The sequence below is a fragment of the Pontibacter chitinilyticus genome, from assembly GCF_039748935.1.
Lineage (GTDB): Bacteria > Bacteroidota > Bacteroidia > Cytophagales > Hymenobacteraceae > Pontibacter > Pontibacter chitinilyticus.
Window position 1 is genome coordinate 1 of the sequence record NZ_JBDIZJ010000018.1, and the last position, 17,101, is coordinate 17,101.

The following is a 17,101-nucleotide window of genomic DNA, read 5'->3' on the forward strand; positions in this document are numbered from 1 at the left end:
TTATTCTACCTGCTCCTTAGCCTTATTGTTTGTGTAAAATGCTGATTTTTACCCGTTTAATTTCCGAGTTCACGTTACTTTAGCTAAAGCGATCGGTAAACTCAAATGCTATTCCTTTTATTTGTTATATCAGATGGCTGGTAGGAGTAGTTTTTATTAGTTGATAGTTGTGCAAATTATATAAGAATTGGCCACAGAACAGGTAAGAGAATTTTATAGACGATATGCCCCAAGTGTTGCTTATGTAGAAGTAAGAAACAAGCGAGGAGATATTGAAATCGGTTCTGCATTTCATATAGGAGAAGGTGTGTTTATTACTGCAAGACATGTGATTGATGTACCACAAGTTTTGAAAGTTGCGACTACTGTTAACCAATATTCGAAGTTTGACAATGGCATGCAAAGTCTATTAGATATAGCTTATGATTTGTCTATTGAAAAAGGCCCTTTCTATCACCCAAATGAAGACGTTGATGTAGCTTGTTTCATAGTTGATAAAAAAGATTTGCCAATCGTTCCACTAGGCTCACATCTTGATGACTGGATTGGTGATGAAATGGTTTTACATTCAACTTTGGTTCTAGGCTATCCCCCTATTCCATTTTCAGATAGGCCAGTACTATTCGCAACGAAAGCTGAGATCAATGCTGTTATTGAAAAATATACAGGAGGTCATCCACAATTCATTTTGTCTTGTATGGCTAGAGGAGGGTTTAGTGGCGGTTTATCTATTCATGAAAATGGGTTCTCGATGGGTATTATAGTTGAATCTTTGATAAAAGATAACGCTCCAGCAGAATTGGGATACTTATCTGTAATATCTGTAGAACCAATCTTTGTTATGCTTAGGCATCATGAGATTATGCCTGAATGTGTTAGAGCAGATTGGTACTATGATGATGGATCAAATGTGTGGGACAAGGATCAACCAAGTAATAATGCTGCTGAAGATAATGATGAACCTTTTTGATAAAGTATTTATAGGAATAATAATTAATTGCTATTAAAAAACAGTTATAACAGTGTTAGCTGCATAAGAAAAAAAGAAAATAAACTGTTTGGAAACCACGCTTTGAAAAGTTATCTTAAAAGATAACTTTGTCGGATGAGTAGACAAATCATCTTTCATGGGGAATACTTCCTGGACTTCTACAAAAACCTTGATGCTAAGGTAAAATCTAAGATTCAGTACGTGCTGGAATTAATTAAGCAGGTTGAGAGTACCAGTAAAATTCCTTGCTCCCATGAGCGGATACGAAGGGCTCTACGAGCTACGAATAGAGTACCAGTCGAACATCTATAGGATTTTCTGCTGCTTTGACGAAGGAAAGCTGGTCGTGCTGTTCAATGGCTTTCAGAAGAAGACACAGAAAACACCCAAAGAAGAAATAGAAAGGGCATTACGAATAAAGAACGAGTATTTTAAATTAAAAGGGAATAGCCATGACAGACTATAAAGGAATCAAAACATTCGACGAGCTAGTTGAAAGAGAGCACGGAAAGATTGGAACAGACAGCCGCAACAAATATGAAGAGAGTGCCCAGATGTTTATCGTGAGTGAGATGCTGAAGGAAGCCCGAAAAGAAGCTAAGATGACACAAGAGCAGTTAGCGGAAAAGGCAGGAACAAAAAAGAGCTATATCTCAAGAATCGAAAACGCGCGAGGCGATATTCAGCTCTCTACTTTAATAAGAATATTTGAAAAAGGACTCAATAAGAAAGTTGGCCTAACCTTTCTCTAAAATTATGCTCCCTAGTACAGTTCAGGCGTAGTCCTTGCTCCGGTGTGGACTTCGGCTGCGCTAACCCATCAACAATCATACATAGCGGCAACTCCATTATACTTACTCTCCTCTGTCCTGCCACTTTTAGCCCCAAAACTGTCGCAGGTGCACCCTGCATGACGGCGTATTCCTGGGTAAATTTGTATTAAATCAAACCCATTTTAAAGCGTTAATAAGAGGAGGTAAAGTAAGATGAGAAAGATTATAGTCATATCCATGATTACGTTAGATGGCGTGATGCAAGCACCGGGTGGACCGGAGGAGGATACTTCCGATGGTTTCAAGTATGGCGGTTGGGTGGCGCCTTATGCTGACGAAGAGTATGGGAAGGTAGCAGCAGAACAGATGAAACCAGCAGATCTGCTTTTGGGTAGAAAAACGTTTGAAATTTTTGCCTCTTACTGGCCTGAACATGCGGATCAGTGGCCAGGTATCAATGATGTCACGAAGTATGTGCTGTCCGGGACGGTGGAAAAGTCAGATTGGGGAAATACGGTTTTCCTGAATAGCTTGGCAGCTATCAAAGAACTCCAAAATTCAGCAGGTTCTGACATTAAAGTATGGGGCAGTAGCAAACTCGTCCAGCTTCTGCTGAAGCATGACTTAGTGGACGAACTCTGGCTTAAAATTCACCCGTTGACGCTTGGTGAAGGAAAGAAGCTGTTTGACAACGGCCCGTTTCCGGCAGCATTCACCTTAGTAGAAAGTACCGTTACACCAAGTGGCGTTATTACCGCTAATTACGAGCGGGCCGGCGAAGTCAGGACAGGTACTATCGGGGGTTAAGGAGAAGTACGAGCTTAAACAGGTAGTATAAGGACAGCGGCTTGTCTGCAATAGCTTAACTGAGTATCTTTTTAGTTCTTATGCAGGCGAAATTGAAGTGGCACGCATACCGCCGCTTCAGTTTCACCTTAACAGTTAGTCAGCAACTCAACCACTCAACCACAGAAATGAAAAAGATTATACTAGGTTTATTGGTTACCTTCTTCGCTGTAGTTGCCTGTACGCGAAGCAGCACATACCAGCCGCAAGGATTTCGGAAGCTAAGTGAGGCTGAGCTCGTAGAGCGGGCACGAGCCAGGAATCTGGTAACAGAGAAGACGGTCATCAAAGACAGCCTTGGAAATACAATACCAAGGGAGCAGCTTGAGAAAATGGATCCCGAAGCATTCTTTGGAGACCAGTATGTGAACGCTAACAATGAAGTTGCTGAAGTTGTGTTGAGAAGAGCAACTGCGCAGGACAGCGTACTGGTAAAGAAAATTGAACAGGCCTATGAAGAAGGCTATCCGATGGCGATTGTAAATGTGGACTGTTCCCAAGTTCGTGACATGCTGGAGCGTGTGTATGAGTCTGACCAGGCTAGCCGAAAGAATGGAGGGGTTGATGCAGCGGTAGATAAAGCAAATCAACAGATCGTAGCAAGTATCATCGAGCATTGCGGCTTTCCAAGTATGGAAGAGCATGGTCACAAAAGTGTAGAAGCAGCGTTCCTGGTTATCCAGCACGCAGACAAAAGACTCCGGGAGAAGTATTACCCCTTCATTAAAGCAAGTGCAGACCGGGGCGACATTCCATGGAGTGAAGTAGCTTTGATGGAGGACAGAGTGTTGACGGATAGGGGCGAGAAGCAAAAGTATGGCTCGCAGGTACACAAAGAAGATGGAAGTGATGCATGGATCTTGTATCCTATCCAGGACCCTGCGAATGTAGATAAAAGGCGGGCAGAAGTTAGTTTAGGTCCTTTAGCGGACTATCTGAAGCAGTTCGGCATTAAGTATAAAACACAAGAATAGCCGTAGGCCAACACCGCACATGAGCGAAGCTACGGCTGGTTTACCACACACCTGCGGCCGTTAAAGATTAGCCAGCACACCAAACGCCTACAAGACAAAGCCCAGCGCGAGGCCGGTAAGTATAATGGCCGGCGCAGGTATGCGGGTAAAGAGGAGCAAACAGAACGTAATAATTACAAGGCTAAAGTTCAGGGGCGTATTAGGTACAGGATGGTAGAGTTGGATAGCTGCTGCAGCCACCATGCCGGAGCTTACAGCGCTGATCCCCTCCAGTGAGGCCCGCACCACTCTATACTTCTTCAGCTCGTCCCAAAACCGGATAACAAAGAAGATGAGGAACGTGCCTGGCAGAAAGATGCCCAGTGTAGCGACCAAGGCGCCCAGCCACTGCCCGGCAACCCCAAACTGGCGCATCGACAAGCTTCCTACAAACGAGCAGAAGGAGAACGTTGGCCCCGGTAGCGCCTGCGAGATAGCATAACCCGAGAGGAATTCCTCGCCGGTAAGGTAATGCTTGAAGTTCACGAACTCGGTATACATGAGCGGCACCAGTACCTGTCCGCCGCCAAATACCAGGCTGCCGTTGCGGTAAAAGTTTTCGAATAGCCGCACGGGCAGCGACGAAGTATAGGCACCCACCACCGCCGCCGTTACCAACACCGCTACATAAAGTATAAAGTTGGCCCACTGCACGTGCAGCTTTTTGTCTTTTTCCTGGGGATGCTGCCGGAAGCGCAGGGCAGTAATAGCGCCACCAGACAGCAGCAACACCGGGTAGACCCAGGGCGAGTTAAAGAAGTATGCCAGGATGGACGAAACGACCAGCAGCAGGACGGCGGTTTTGGTGTGTACCACCTTCGAGCTGATCATGTAGGCCGCGTATGCTACAAAGCCCACCGCCATAGGATGTATAATGCGCAGGAATTGCAGGGAGACGCCCGCGTCCTCCAGGTACGAGATGCCCAGGGCCGCCACCGCCATCAGTGTGGTGGCGGGCAGTATCCAGACCAGCAGCGTAAGGTAGGCCAGGTTGGGGCCGCCAATTTTAAAGCCAATAGCAGTAATGGTTTGCGTGGAGGTAGGCCCTGGTAATATCTGGCAAAGGGCGTTCAGCTCTATCAGTTCCTGCTCTGTTACGTAGCGGCGCTTTTCTACCAGCAGCTTAAACATTAGGGCAATATGCGCCTGCGGGCCCCCAAAAGCAGTAAGGGCCAAAACAAGTATGTCTTTTAGAAAGAGATAGTAGCGCGGGCGCATGGCGGCATAAAAATAAAAAAAGAGAGGCAGCTTTGGGCTAACTCTCTTTTTTAGGTGCTGTTTTAATTTTACGCTTTTTTCAGGCCAAGTTCTACCAGGCGCTCGTTCAGGTACTCGCCTGCCGTGGCATCCGGGTATGCTTTGGGGTGTTGCGCATCAATGCAGCTCTCCAGGCAGGTAAGGTCCATTTCGGAGCGCGGATGCATGAAGAATGGTATCGAGTAGCGGGATGTGTGCATCAGCTCACGCGGCGGGTTTACCACACGGTGGATGGTAGACTTAAGTTTGTTGTTGGTAAGCCGGGCCAGCATGTCGCCTACGTTTACCACCACCTGCTCTGGCAGGGCCGTAATCGGGATCCATTTGCCATCGCGGCGCAATACCTGCAGGCCGTCGGCGCTGGCGCCCATCAGCAGCGTAATCAGGTTAATGTCGCCGTGCTCGGCAGCACGCACTGCATCAGCAGGTACGCTATCGGGGTTCTCGATTGGGAAGTAGTGGATGGGGCGCAGAATGCTGTTGCCGTTGTGCACCTTCTCATCAAAATAGTTCTCCTCCAGGCCCAGGTTTAGCGCAATGGCGCGTAGTACCTGCTTGCCGGCAGCTTCCAGTTTGCGGTAGGCCTCCAGCGTCACTTCCCGAAACTCAGGCACTTCTTCCGGAAAAATATTGTCGGGATACTCCTCTTTGATCGGGTCGTTATCTGTCACCTCCTGGCCCACATGGTAAAATTCCTTCAGATCGCCGGTATTGCGGCCCTTGGCGTGCTCCTTGCCTTTGCCTACATAGCCGCGCTGCCCCGCCAGTTCCGGCACTTCATAGCGCTGCTTCTCTTCGTCTGGTAAGGCAAAGAACTTCCGTGTGGCGGCGTATAACCTTTCTGTCAGGTCGTTGCTCAGGCCATGATTGCGCAGGGCAATAAAGCCGATGTTCTCGTAAGCATCTGCCAGCTGATGTACAAAGCGAGCCCTTCTTTCCGCGTCTCCTGAGGTGAAATCCGCCAGATCCAGCGAAGGAACCTCGTCAAACAAAATTTCGCTCATATAGTAATTGTTGTATACTTTTTTCTCTTCTATACGTAGTTCGCAATATACAAAAAAATAAAATCGCTAAATTAGCCTCATTGCTAACCTAATCCCAAATACATGAAAAAAATGTACTTGTTGCTGGCCGCTGCCGTTACGGTAGGCTTTACCGCCTGCGATACTGCCCGCCAGACACAGGAAGCCGACACAAAGACGCCTGCCGGAACTGTAAGCACTGGCGGTCCGGTGCCTGCAGGGGCTGTTATGACAAAGGGAGGCCTGCGGGTTTTTGCCTTTAATAACTCACAAAATTACCCCGAGTCGCAGTTGCGCCTCAACACACCGCCTGCAGGTGGGGTGGTAGCGCCAGGGCCTGTGCAGTTCGATTATACGCTATCAAACTACCAGCTGACCCGTATGACGCCGCACGCCAATGCCGACCATATGGCCAACTCGCAGAAGGGGCAGCACATTCACCTGATCGTGGATGATCAGCCGTACACAGCCCACTACGAAACGTCTTTTACCGAGGACATGGAGGAAGGCGACCACGTACTGCTTTCGTTCCTGTCGCGTTCCTACCACGAGAGCCTGAAGCACGAAGGGGCTTATGACCTGCGCATGATCACCGTCGGTAAACCGGCACAGCACCTGGACTTCGACCTGAAAGCACCGCATTTGTTCTACAGCCGCCCCAAAGGAGAGTATGTAGGCAAAGACACCGAGCAGGTGATGCTGGACTTTTACCTGGTTAACACCGACCTTTCGCCGAAGGGCAACAAGGTGCGTGCTACCATCAACGGCACCGAGTTTATGCTGGACCGCTGGCTGCCTTACGTCATGGAAGGCCTGCCAATGGGCGAGAACACTATTAAACTGGAGCTAGTAGATAACCAAGGCAACGTGCTACCTGGCCCTTACAACAGCGTAACCCGTACCTTTACACTGAAGCCTGCCGCGTAGTATAAAAGTATGACCTCAAGTATAAAGCGCCTGCTCTGGTTATCCGGGGCAGGCGCTTATACTTTATAGTATGGCGATTCCTGGGTGATGCAGATGGCACGGAAGCTCCGATGGATGTGAGGGAGAAAGTAAAGTAGTTGGAGGTGTAAGAGCTTCCGTATTGGTTTAAGTTAGATTATACTTAGAATCTATTCTGTTTGACATAACATTAGTTATAAGCCACACTATTTCAGCGATTGAGATATAGTTGATCTTATACTTTACTGCGGCTTATTTGGGTGGGCACGGTTAAAGGAAAGCCATAGTGCCTGATGCAACCGTTTTCGCCTTTTGCTGCTTAGTTACAACCTACATGAAGTATAAAGTACTTCATTTTGAGTTTGCTACTTGCTTCAAGTCTGTGATAGTAGTTTTATAAGTGAAAGAACCTTTTTCCACCTTGCCATCGAGCATTTTTCGGGTAAACTCGGTGGGGTAGCCATACTTGTTGTAGGTGTAGGAGCAGGTATAAGACAGATCTTTTCTAATAGCGCCTTGTGCTCCCCTTACGGTATAGCTGGTGAGGTTGTGCGCTCTGTAGGGCAGCTCCAACGGCAGGAACCTGGCTTCTAGCGGAATGTTGCTCAGGTAGCCCGGCATGTCATCGTACTTTAGCTCCAACTGCAGGTATGGCTTACCGGAACCGGGAGCAAAGTAGGCTGCCTTTGCCAGCTTGCCTTGGGCGTACGTATACGTCACGCGTTTGGAAATATACTGCGGGTCGTTTAACTGCCTTTCACTCCAGTACGAGGTGTCGTAGATGTAATGCGTACACTCCGTAAGCTGGCCCTCGGCATTATACTTGTTCCGGGCAAAATCATGTAAATTTCCGTTCTCAAAGTATTCGCCATGCTCCTCTCTCTCGATAAGGCCTGTATCTGAGCGTGTCAGCATGGTAGACTTATGCCTAATTGAATCACTCTTATCCCATCCGGTGGGTCCATTGTCGGGCGCGGAACGTATTTCGAATATCTTGTCCTTAAACGGGTGCTCCGGCTCATCAAAGTAATCATCATAGTAGAGATATTCTGCTGCTTCATAAAAGCTAGGGGCAGTAGTTGTTTCGCTATAAACCCTGCCGTTATTGTAGAAAAATTCATAGGTAGTATTCCCTGTCAGCATTTTGGAGGGATAAAGCGTTTTCTGCTCATAGTCTTTAGAACAGGCCACGAGGAGCGCGATACATACAAGCAGGAACAGATTGCCATTTTTCATAACCGCTTCTTTTAGTTAAAATATTTAACAATTCACTGAATTTATTGATTTTATCTTATAATTCAAAGTATAAGAGTTTCTCAACCAATTGCTTGTAAAGCATACGAACTTTCCCTAAATACAAACAGCGGCCATACTTCCTCAAGTATGGCCGCTGTTTAACTATAAACTTACCCTTGAATTATACTTTACTGCGGCTTGCTTGGGCCGCTCTGGCCAGGGTTGGCAATGGAGTTGCGCATATCGGTGTCCGACTGGATGTTCTGCATGCGGTAATAATCCATAATGCCGAGGTTGCCGCTGCGGAAAGAGGCTGCAATTGCCTGCGGAATGTCTACTTCTGCCTGAATTACGTTGGCCCGGGCCTCCTGTGCTTTTGCTTTCATCTCCTGTTCCACGGCTACAGCCATGGCGCGGCGCTCTTCTGCTTTCGCCTCTGCCACTTTCAGGTCGGCGTTGGCCTGGTCTATCTGCAGCTTGGCGCCAATGTTTTCGCCAATGTCCACGTCCGCAATATCGATCGACAGGATTTCGAACGCCGTACCCGCATCCAGGCCTTTTTGCAGCACCAGCTTCGAGATAATATCCGGGTTTTCCAGCACCACCTTATGCGAAACAGAGGAGCCGATAGAAGTTACAATGCCTTCGCCTACGCGGGCAAGTATGGTTTCTTCGCCGGCGCCACCTACCAGTTGCATAATGTTGGCACGCACCGTTACCCGCGCCTTTGCAATCAACTGAATGCCATCCTGCGCCACCGCGGCTACGTTGGGGGTATTGATCACTTTAGGATTTACAGATGTGGTAACCGCCTCAAACACATCGCGACCGGCCAGGTCAATGGCGGTGGCTTGCTTAAAGGAGAGCGGAATGTTGGCTTTGTCTGCCGAGATAAGGGCCTTGATCACCCGGGGGACGTTGCCGCCTGCCAGGTAGTGCGTTTCCAGCTCGGTGGTGGTGAGGTCGATGCCTGCCTTAGTGGCCGTAATCATGGAGTTGATGATCAGGCTGGGCGGTACCTTCCGGATGCGCATAAACACCAGTTCGGCTAGGCCTACCCGCACACCCGAAAACAGGGCGGTGATCCAGAGGCTGATCGGCACAAAGTATAAAAAGATCATGAGCAGGATAATTCCGCCTGCGATAATCAATAAAACAGAAATGTTTTCCATGGAGGTTGGGTTAGCTGATCGCTTCTACTATTATTTTATTGTGGTGTAATTTGATGATGCGGAGAGTAGCATTAGCGGCCACAAACTCGCCCTGTGTCTGTACTTCGTGGTGCCGGTCTGCAAACAAGGCCGTGCCCTGCGGGCGGAGGGCGGAAACAGCTTTCCCTTCTTCGCCTACCGCCAGGGTATGCGTGTATTCCTCGTTCACATGGCTCCGGTTCTGCTCCTTCAGCGCAAAGCGCGACCAGCTATCCGACCGGAAACTATAGAAGAAAGCGAGGCCGCCGGTTACGATGGAAGCTGCAAGTATGATGTGGCCAGTAGTGGTGCCTAGCGTGCTGTAGCCGATCCAGACGCCAACAGCGACCAGCACAAAGCCCAGTACGCCAACCACCGTGGTGCCCGGCACAAACATCAGCTCCACAACCAGGAGCAGCAGCCCGATGCCAATTAAAACGATAACTGTGATCCAATCTAACAGCATAGTATAGGTGGCTTATGAGTAAATATAGCGACTTTCGGATTGAAATGCGAATATTAAGCAAACATTGCCTGAGGTATAAAAAGCAGCGCAGGAACCATCTTGACTGCTGACGCTAGCGCAGGTGCAAGTATACAATAACCGCTCAAAGAGAAGCGCCACTCCGTTGCGGGAGTGGCGCTTCTGCTTATGTTACCGTTATTGTATACTTCCGTCCTGTAGCTTCTCTTTAGCCGTCTACCACAACAGGCCCATCAAGCAAACAGGCTAAGTGTAAGTGTAAGAGCAACTAACGGGAACGCTTAATAAGCTTTTGCGAAGTATACGCGCTGCTGACTGGGCTTGCCGGTCAGCATGTCCACGCCTGCTTCTGCCGGGGTATTCAAGGCAATACAGCGGATGGTCGCTTTAGTTTCTTCTTTAATGCGCTCCTCCGTTTCGGCAGTACCATCCCACGGGGCCAGTACAAAACCGCCTTTGGTTTCCAGCACCTCTTTGAACTCCTCGTAGGTATCTACCTTGGTGGTATGCTCCTCGCGGTAGGCCAGCGCTTTGTTGTAGATGTTCTCCTGTATCTCATCGAGCAGGGCCGGGATGTATGTGGCCAGGCTGGCGAATTGCTGCGTCGCTTTCTCTTTGGTATCGCGGCGTGCTACTTCAGCGGTGCCATTCTCCAGGTCGCGACCTCCGATAGCGATGCGCACCGGCACACCTTTCAGCTCCCACTCAGCAAACTTAAAGCCCGGACGCTCGGTATCCCTGTCGTCGAATTTCACGCTGATGCCTTTGGCCTCCAGTTCACGTTTCAGCTGATTGACCTTTTCTGCGATCTGGGCCAGTTGCTCTTCGCCTTTGTAGATCGGTACAATCACCACCTGAATCGGCGCCAGCTTTGGCGGTAACACAAGACCTTCGTCGTCGGAGTGGGCCATTACAAGGGCACCCATCAGGCGGGTGCTGACACCCCACGAGGTGCCCCATACATGCTCCAGGCCGCCGTCTTTGGTCGCAAACTTCACATCAAACGCTTTGGCAAAGTTCTGGCCCAGAAAGTGCGAGGTGCCTGCCTGCAGCGCTTTGCCATCCTGCATCAGCCCTTCGATGCAATACGTATCCAGGGCGCCGGCAAAGCGCTCGCTTGGGGTTTTTACGCCCCTGATAACGGGCAGCGCAATGTACTGCTCCGCGAACGTGGCGTATACTTCCATCATCTGCTTTGTTTCGGCAACGGCCTCGTCGGCGGTGGCGTGGGCTGTGTGACCTTCCTGCCACAGGAACTCGGCCGTACGCAGAAACAGGCGCGTCCGCATCTCCCAGCGCACCACGTTAGCCCATTGGTTAATCAGCAAGGGCAGGTCGCGGTAGCTTTGGATCCAGTTCTTGTAGGTGCTCCAGATAATAGCTTCGGATGTTGGACGAACAATCAGTTCTTCTTCCAGTTTGGCAGCCGGGTCTACGCGCAGTTTGCCTGGGTTCTCAGGGTCAGTTTGTAAGCGGTAGTGGGTTACTACGGCGCACTCCTTGGCAAATCCTTCGGCATTTTGCTCCTCGGCCTCAAACAAGCTTTTAGGCACGAACAAAGGGAAGTAGGCATTGGAGTGTCCCGTTGCTTTGAACATGTCGTCCAGCACCCGCTGCATTTTCTCCCAGATAGCGAAGCCATAAGGTTTGATCACCATGCAACCGCGCACAGCAGAGTTCTCCGCTAGCCCTGCTTTCTTCACCAGCTCGTTATACCATAAGGAGTAATCTTCGCTTCTTTTAGGTAGCCCTTTGCTCATTTTTACTGAAATTTATATATATAAGTACGTATTGGTAGTTCTGGAACGGATTTTGCTTAATTATACCTGAAAAGGAACATATCTATCCGGCCCAAAATTACGTTAATATATTATACTATTGATAAGGTTTTGCGCTATTGTGTGTTTATCTTTGATATAGAAGTATACTTTATCTCCAGAAAGTCATGAAAAAATATAAGATTCTCACCATAGCACCCGTGCTCGCATTGCTGGCGGCAGGCTGTAGCAGTCCTGTATCCATGCAATCTACGGAGTATGACGATATGTACTATAGCTCCTCTGATAAGACGGAGTATATACTACCAGAAGGTCAGCCGGAAGCGCAAAGCTACCAGGAGGGGGGCCAGTATGCAGAAGAGAGTTATGCTTCTGGTGATGCCGCTAACCCGGAATATTCGGGCAATGCAGCGGGTACGAGCAACTATGACGGCGACGAGTATTACGACGGGCGCACCTATGACCCGCGTGACAGCTGGTATCGCCCGAACTACTCTTTTGTAGACCCGGCCTGGGGCAGCGCCTATGTGCCACGCTACAACCCGTACAGCCTGTATGCTTATGATCCATACTATGCATCTGCTTATGCCTACGATCCATACTATAGCGATCCGTTCTGGGGAAGCCCTTATGGCAGTGGCCTGAGCATCAGCATTGGGTATAACATGGGCTTTGGCAACTACTGGCGCCGTCCGTTTTACAGCGCCATGTATCCTTACAACAGCATCTATAACTACTATGGCGGCGGTTATTACAACAGCTATGCCTATAACCCCTATTACGCTTACTACGAACGGCCTATCGTAATCGGTCAGAGCCGACGCCTACAGAATGCCCCCCGCAATTCACGTAGCGGTGTTGTTACACAGAGCGGCCGCCAGGGCCTAAGCAATGGCAACGGCAGACCAGAACGTGGCAGCGCGATTGATAAAGAAGGACAACGCGTAGGAAATCAGCAGCAGACGTACAGACAAACCCGCGGTGGCGCAACCAATGGTTCTGTGAGCCCGGCCAGCAACGAGCAGAAGCAAGTGCTGCCAACACGCCCAACCCGCGCGTCGCGTAGAGAAGCAGACTATAGTGGAAGCCAGCAGCAACAACAGCCTGCACGACAGCAGCAGCAGCAGCCGGCCCAGCAGCAACAACAGCAAAGGCCATCACGCAGCCGTGAGTATACCCCGGCTCCTGTTCGTACACAGCCGCAGCGCGAAATACGTTCTTCTGAGAGCAGCCGCCCAAGCCGTAGCTATGAGCAGCAGAGCCGCCCGGCTCCAACTCCTTCGTATCAACAATCCAGCCCCAGCTACCAACAGAGCAGCGGTAGCAACAGCAGTAGCGGCGGAGGCCGTCCAACACGGGGCAGAGGTAACTAAACCAACCTGATAAAAATGAAGATGTACAAAATACTTTCCGCCAGCCTGGCACTTTTGCTGGGCTGGAGCGGAACCGCTTTTGCCCAAAACGAGGTAGACGCCCTGCGCTACACCCGTCTCGGTTTATCCGGCACAGCCCGCATTCAGGGTATAGGAGGGGCACAGACTGCCCTTGGCGCCGATATATCGTCCATGACTGCTAACCCTGCCGGCCTGGGCATGTTCCGCCGGTCTGAGTTCAGTATCACGCCGGGGCTGCAGTTCAGTACCACTGAGGCCGGCATTAACGGAGCCACCACCTCCGACGCCCGCAACATCCTGGCTATTCCGCAGGCAGGCCTGGTGCTTAGCCGCCACAAAGGTGATGAGGAAGAAGGTGACTGGCGCGGCTCCAGCCTGGGCATCAGCTTTACCCGCCTGAATAACTTTAACCAGCAACTCAACTACCGCAATACCACACAACCGCCTAACACCATTGTCGATTATTTTTCTGATCGGGCTTTCGGGCGGACACAGTCTGACCTGGATGCGGAATATGGCAATTTTACAACTCTGGAAGGATTGGCTTATGGTAATTACCTGATCAACTTTCAGGATGAGAACGGAACGGTCACCCCAGATGCCCGGCCGCTTTATAGTTTAGGAGATATTGATCAGCAGGAGCAGATTCAGCGGATCGGGTCTCAGAGCCAGTTTGATATTGGCATAGGTACCAGCTATAAAGATAAAATTTACCTGGGAGCCTCTCTGGGTGTTATTACAACCAACTTCACACAAAAGAGCACATTCCTGGAGTCAGGCCACTACATCGATACTTTTAATGAGGATGGTAGCATCGCTTTAGAGGGTGATTACAACCTGGACTTGTATGATGAGTTCACTTCGGAGGCAGCCGGCGTTAACCTGAGAGTGGGCGTTATTGCCCGGCCGGTCGATGCGCTACGCATAGGCCTCAGCATCCAGACACCGACAGCTTATACGTTTACAGACCGGTACCAGACCACCCTCAACTCCACATCCGTTGATCCGGATACAAAATCGCCCGCTAACTATAGTTCTTCTATTGTGCCCGGCGAGTTTACGTACCAACTTACAACGCCTTTCCGGGCCAATGGTGGTGTAGCAGTGTTTCTGAACAAATATGGTTTTATCTCGGCTGATGTAGAGTTTGTGGATTACAGCAAAACTCGTTTTCATGAGCAGCAGGACGAATATGGAAACAGCGGCAACTACTTCAACGACGTGAACGATGTTATTGCTGTTACTTATAAGTCAGCAGTAAACTACAAGATTGGTGCAGAAGGCCGCTATGATGTGTTCCGTTTCCGGGCAGGTTATTCCGTAAGCGGAGATCCGTACCGCAACGCCAACTTTGATGGAAAAGTGAACACCTATAGCTTGGGTGCCGGCATTCGGTTAAAGAACTACTACCTGGATGCTGCCTACGTGAACAGCACCGGCGATAGCCGCTACTCGCCTTATACCTTCAGCTCAGGAGGAGGAGAGCCTGTAGTAGACTTGAATCAGAAACAAAGTTCAGTACTCGTTACCTTCGGTTATAATTTTTAATTGCCGGTTAACCTGCAGCTAAAATATAACGGCAGCTCCGCAAAGGGCTGCCGTTTTTTATGGTTGCGTAAAACAGGCACCAGTGCTGTAGCAGGCATGGTTTTAGCAGGCGGTCTATGGCTAAACAATATTATTCCGCTAACTTAGTGGAGCTAAACAAATCTAAAAAACGCATGCATAATAAATTAAAAACAAACCTTTTGGCAGCTATGCTGCTGTGCCTCACATTTGTAGCGCAGGCGCAGCAAAAGAAAGCCGTAACGCTGGAGGAAATTTATAAAGATGGGACCTTCCGGGCGCAGTCGGTGTACGGGGTAAACTGGATGAAAGACGGCCAGTACTACAGCTCTATGGTACCCGACGAGCAAAACCGCGTGTACGACATTGTGAAGTATGACGTGACCACCGGTAAGCCTGTCAGCACCATCATCGAAGGGGAGAGCCTGGTGCCTGAAGGCAGCAACCAGCCCATCCAGTATGACGATTATACGTTCAGCTCGGATGAGAAAAAGGTGCTGTTTGCTACTGAAAGCGAGCAGATCTACCGCCGCTCCTCCAAAGCCGATTATTATGTGTACGACATCACCTCCAAAAAACTGACCAAGCTGAGCAACGGCGGCAAGCAGTTCTATGCCACCTTCTCGCCCGATGCCAGCCGCGTTGCCTTTGCCCGCAACAACAACATGTTCTTCGTGGACCTAAGCAATATGAAGGAGACGCAGATCACCACCGACGGCAAGATGAACTCCATTATCAATGGGTATGCGGATTGGGTATACGAGGAGGAATTCTCGTTTGCGCAGGCATTTCACTGGGCACCCGACGGTTCTAAAATAGCTTTCTATACCTTTGATGAAAGCCAGGTGCCGGAGTATAACATGCAGCTGTGGGGCGAGCTTTATCCGCAGGACTACAAGTATAAGTACCCGAAAGCGGGTGAGCCAAACTCGGCTATCAAGATCTCGGTGTATAACGTGAAGAGCGGCAAAACCGTGAAGATGGACACTGGCGCCGAGACAGACATCTACATCCCGCGCATTAAGTGGACGCAGGACCCGAACTTGCTCTCGATACAACGTATGAACCGCCTGCAGAACACGCTGGAGATCCTGCACGCCAACGCCACCACCGGCCAGACCAACGTGGTGCTGAAAGAGACAGATAAAGCCTACATCGATATCACCGACGATCTGACTTACCTGCAGGATGGCAAGTACTTTATCCATTCGTCGGAGAAAGACGGCTACAATCATTTATACTTGTATAACATGAACGGCAAGCTGGTGCGCCAGATCACCAACGGCAACTGGGAAGTAAGCGAGTTCCTGGGCTACGACGAGAAGAACGACCGTTTATACTACATGTCCACGGAAGTATCGCCGCTGGAGCGCCACCTGTACAGCATCAGCAGTAAGGGCAAAAACAAGAAGCGCCTTACCGAAAAGCCCGGTACGCACAACATCAACATGAGCACCGACTATAAGTACTACCTCGATTACTATACCTCGACCACCACGCCAACCATCGTAAGCCTGCATACCGCTAAAGATGGTAAGCTGATTAAGGTGCTGGAAGATAACCAGGCATTGCAAAATAAGCTGGCGCAGTATAACCTGGCTCCTAAGGAGTTCTTCACCATGAAAACCGAAGACGGCACCCTGTTGAATGGCTGGATGATCAAACCAACCAATTTTGACCCGAACAAAAAATACCCGGTGCTCATGTTTGTGTATGGCGGTCCGGGCTCACAAACGGTTACCAACAGCTGGGGCGGCAACGACTACCTGTGGTACCAGGTGCTGGCCGACAAGGGGCTGATGATTGTAAGTATAGACAACCGTGGCACTGGCGCCCGCGGTGCGGAGTTTAAGAAAGTGACCTACGCTAACCTGGGCAAGTATGAGGTGGCCGATCAGGTGGAAGGCGCCAAGTGGCTGGCCAAACAGCCGTACGTGGACGCCAGCCGCATCGGCATCTGGGGCCACAGCTTTGGCGGCTACATGACGCTGCTGGCGCTCACCAAAGGGGATGGCATTTTCCGGGCCGGCATTTCTGTTGCTCCCGTTACTAACTGGCGCTTCTACGACAGCATCTACACTGAGCGCTACCTCAAAACGCCGCAGGAGAACCCCGAAGGCTATGACCAGAATTCGCCGCTCACTTTTGCCGATCAGCTGAAAGGCGACCTGCTCGAAATCCATGGCACCGGCGACGATAATGTGCACTTCGAGAACTCCGTGGAGATGGTGGATGCGCTCGTAGCAGCCAACAAACAGTTCGACAGCTTCTACTATCCGAACCGCAACCACGGCATTTACGGCGGCAACACGCTGCTGCACCGCTTCACCATGATGACCAACTTCCTGCAGGACCACCTGATCAGTCCGGAGAAGCCGGCGTTGAACCAGTAAGTATAAAGTATACCCTATACAAAAAGGCCCGGCATTTAGTCGGGCCTTTTTGTTTTATAGCAGTGTTAATTCTCGATCGGACAGGTCGCGACCTGTCCAATCGTGCACCGGCAATCGTTCCAGAAATCGTCTGAATCAGGATTTACAGGATGCAAGGATTAGTAGGATGGGGCGTGGCGGCTTCATCGGCTACGGCTTTGTTGTGCAGCCAAT

Annotated in this window: 15 protein-coding genes; 9 read left to right on the forward strand and 6 right to left on the reverse strand. The window is 49.9% G+C overall.

The window, feature by feature from the left end; genetic code table 11:
- Positions 1 to 187 precede the first annotated feature (187 nt).
- The 5 genes from ABDW72_RS19220 (at position 188) to ABDW72_RS19240 (ending at position 3,584) form a co-directional block, all read left to right on the forward strand.
- A complete protein-coding gene (locus tag ABDW72_RS19220; RefSeq protein WP_347160231.1) occupies positions 188 to 970 on the forward strand; it encodes a S1 family peptidase in 783 nt (260 codons plus the stop codon).
- A gap of 274 nt (positions 971 to 1,244) precedes the next feature.
- Complete coding sequence (locus ABDW72_RS19225) at positions 1,245 to 1,457, forward strand: type II toxin-antitoxin system RelE/ParE family toxin (RefSeq protein WP_347160232.1); 213 nt, start codon at positions 1,245 to 1,247, stop codon at positions 1,455 to 1,457.
- The gene (locus tag ABDW72_RS19230) at positions 1,444 to 1,743 is read left to right on the forward strand and encodes a helix-turn-helix domain-containing protein (RefSeq protein ID WP_347160233.1); all 300 of its coding nucleotides are present in this window, start codon (positions 1,444 to 1,446) and stop codon (positions 1,741 to 1,743) included. The genes ABDW72_RS19225 and ABDW72_RS19230 overlap by 14 nt, the downstream gene beginning before the upstream one ends.
- Positions 1,744 to 1,977: 234 nt before the next feature.
- A complete protein-coding gene (locus ABDW72_RS19235) occupies positions 1,978 to 2,571 on the forward strand; it encodes a dihydrofolate reductase family protein (RefSeq protein ID WP_347160234.1) in 594 nt (197 codons plus the stop codon).
- A 167-nt stretch (positions 2,572 to 2,738) separates the two neighbouring features.
- Positions 2,739 to 3,584 carry a DUF6624 domain-containing protein gene (locus tag ABDW72_RS19240; RefSeq protein WP_347160235.1) on the forward strand — a complete coding sequence of 282 codons (846 nt, stop codon included), beginning with the start codon at positions 2,739 to 2,741 and terminating at the stop codon, positions 3,582 to 3,584.
- 87 nt (positions 3,585 to 3,671) lie between these two features.
- On the opposite strand, the gene chrA is transcribed toward ABDW72_RS19240, so the two are convergent.
- Positions 3,672 to 4,841, reverse strand: coding sequence for a chromate efflux transporter (chrA, locus tag ABDW72_RS19245; protein ID WP_347160236.1), 1,170 nt, complete (start codon positions 4,839 to 4,841; stop codon positions 3,672 to 3,674).
- Positions 4,842 to 4,909: 68 nt separating this feature from the next.
- Complete coding sequence (locus tag ABDW72_RS19250) at positions 4,910 to 5,884, reverse strand: isopenicillin N synthase family dioxygenase (RefSeq protein ID WP_347160237.1); 975 nt, start codon at positions 5,882 to 5,884, stop codon at positions 4,910 to 4,912.
- Between the two features lie 102 nt (positions 5,885 to 5,986).
- On the opposite strand from ABDW72_RS19250, the gene ABDW72_RS19255 reads away from it, so the two are divergent.
- Positions 5,987 to 6,829, forward strand: a complete 843-nt coding sequence (locus ABDW72_RS19255; protein ID WP_347160238.1) for a hypothetical protein — start codon at positions 5,987 to 5,989, stop codon at positions 6,827 to 6,829.
- A 369-nt stretch (positions 6,830 to 7,198) separates the two neighbouring features.
- Here the strand turns inward: ABDW72_RS19255 and ABDW72_RS19260 are convergent, their stop codons facing one another.
- The 4 genes from ABDW72_RS19260 to proS all read right to left on the reverse strand — a co-directional run bounded on the left by ABDW72_RS19260 (position 7,199) and on the right by proS (position 11,517).
- Positions 7,199 to 8,083: a hypothetical protein gene (locus ABDW72_RS19260; RefSeq protein ID WP_347160239.1), complete on the reverse strand. Its 885-nt coding sequence runs from the start codon at positions 8,081 to 8,083 to the stop codon at positions 7,199 to 7,201.
- 188 nt (positions 8,084 to 8,271) lie between these two features.
- Positions 8,272 to 9,255 (reverse strand): flotillin-like protein FloA, encoded by a 984-nt coding sequence (gene floA, locus ABDW72_RS19265; RefSeq protein ID WP_347160240.1) that lies wholly within the window; start codon positions 9,253 to 9,255, stop codon positions 8,272 to 8,274.
- Positions 9,256 to 9,265: 10 nt separating this feature from the next.
- Complete coding sequence (locus ABDW72_RS19270) at positions 9,266 to 9,739, reverse strand: NfeD family protein (protein WP_347160241.1); 474 nt, start codon at positions 9,737 to 9,739, stop codon at positions 9,266 to 9,268.
- 299 nt (positions 9,740 to 10,038) lie between these two features.
- Positions 10,039 to 11,517: a proline--tRNA ligase gene (gene proS / locus ABDW72_RS19275; RefSeq protein ID WP_347160242.1), complete on the reverse strand. Its 1,479-nt coding sequence runs from the start codon at positions 11,515 to 11,517 to the stop codon at positions 10,039 to 10,041.
- A 185-nt stretch (positions 11,518 to 11,702) separates the two neighbouring features.
- Between proS and ABDW72_RS19280 the strand changes: the two genes are divergently transcribed.
- From ABDW72_RS19280 to ABDW72_RS19290, 3 genes are all read left to right on the forward strand, one after another.
- On the forward strand, positions 11,703 to 12,908 hold the full coding sequence (locus ABDW72_RS19280) for a hypothetical protein (RefSeq protein ID WP_347160243.1): 1,206 nt from the start codon (positions 11,703 to 11,705) through the stop codon (positions 12,906 to 12,908).
- 15 nt (positions 12,909 to 12,923) lie between these two features.
- Positions 12,924 to 14,477: an OmpP1/FadL family transporter gene (locus ABDW72_RS19285; RefSeq protein ID WP_347160244.1), complete on the forward strand. Its 1,554-nt coding sequence runs from the start codon at positions 12,924 to 12,926 to the stop codon at positions 14,475 to 14,477.
- Positions 14,478 to 14,650: 173 nt separating this feature from the next.
- Positions 14,651 to 16,888, forward strand: coding sequence for a S9 family peptidase (locus ABDW72_RS19290; RefSeq protein WP_347160245.1), 2,238 nt, complete (start codon positions 14,651 to 14,653; stop codon positions 16,886 to 16,888).
- Positions 16,889 to 17,101 lie beyond the last annotated feature (213 nt).

What these genes read in the sequence shown, in the direction of transcription:
- ABDW72_RS19250 (WP_347160237.1), bottom strand. Translation starts at nt 5,884, where the DNA reads ATGAGCGAAATTTTGTTTGACGAGGTTCCTTCGCTGGATCTGGCGGAT.
- ABDW72_RS19290 (WP_347160245.1), top strand. Translation starts at nt 14,651, where the DNA reads ATGCATAATAAATTAAAAACAAACCTTTTGGCAGCTATGCTGCTGTGC.
- ABDW72_RS19270 (WP_347160241.1), bottom strand. Translation starts at nt 9,739, where the DNA reads ATGCTGTTAGATTGGATCACAGTTATCGTTTTAATTGGCATCGGGCTG.
- floA (WP_347160240.1), bottom strand. Translation starts at nt 9,255, where the DNA reads ATGGAAAACATTTCTGTTTTATTGATTATCGCAGGCGGAATTATCCTG.
- ABDW72_RS19280 (WP_347160243.1), top strand. Translation starts at nt 11,703, where the DNA reads ATGAAAAAATATAAGATTCTCACCATAGCACCCGTGCTCGCATTGCTG.
- proS (WP_347160242.1), bottom strand. Translation starts at nt 11,517, where the DNA reads ATGAGCAAAGGGCTACCTAAAAGAAGCGAAGATTACTCCTTATGGTAT.
- ABDW72_RS19230 (WP_347160233.1), top strand. Translation starts at nt 1,444, where the DNA reads ATGACAGACTATAAAGGAATCAAAACATTCGACGAGCTAGTTGAAAGA.
- ABDW72_RS19225 (WP_347160232.1), top strand. Translation starts at nt 1,245, where the DNA reads ATGAGCGGATACGAAGGGCTCTACGAGCTACGAATAGAGTACCAGTCG.
- ABDW72_RS19235 (WP_347160234.1), top strand. Translation starts at nt 1,978, where the DNA reads ATGAGAAAGATTATAGTCATATCCATGATTACGTTAGATGGCGTGATG.
- ABDW72_RS19240 (WP_347160235.1), top strand. Translation starts at nt 2,739, where the DNA reads ATGAAAAAGATTATACTAGGTTTATTGGTTACCTTCTTCGCTGTAGTT.
- ABDW72_RS19285 (WP_347160244.1), top strand. Translation starts at nt 12,924, where the DNA reads ATGAAGATGTACAAAATACTTTCCGCCAGCCTGGCACTTTTGCTGGGC.
- chrA (WP_347160236.1), bottom strand. Translation starts at nt 4,841, where the DNA reads ATGCGCCCGCGCTACTATCTCTTTCTAAAAGACATACTTGTTTTGGCC.
- ABDW72_RS19255 (WP_347160238.1), top strand. Translation starts at nt 5,987, where the DNA reads ATGAAAAAAATGTACTTGTTGCTGGCCGCTGCCGTTACGGTAGGCTTT.
- ABDW72_RS19260 (WP_347160239.1), bottom strand. Translation starts at nt 8,083, where the DNA reads ATGAAAAATGGCAATCTGTTCCTGCTTGTATGTATCGCGCTCCTCGTG.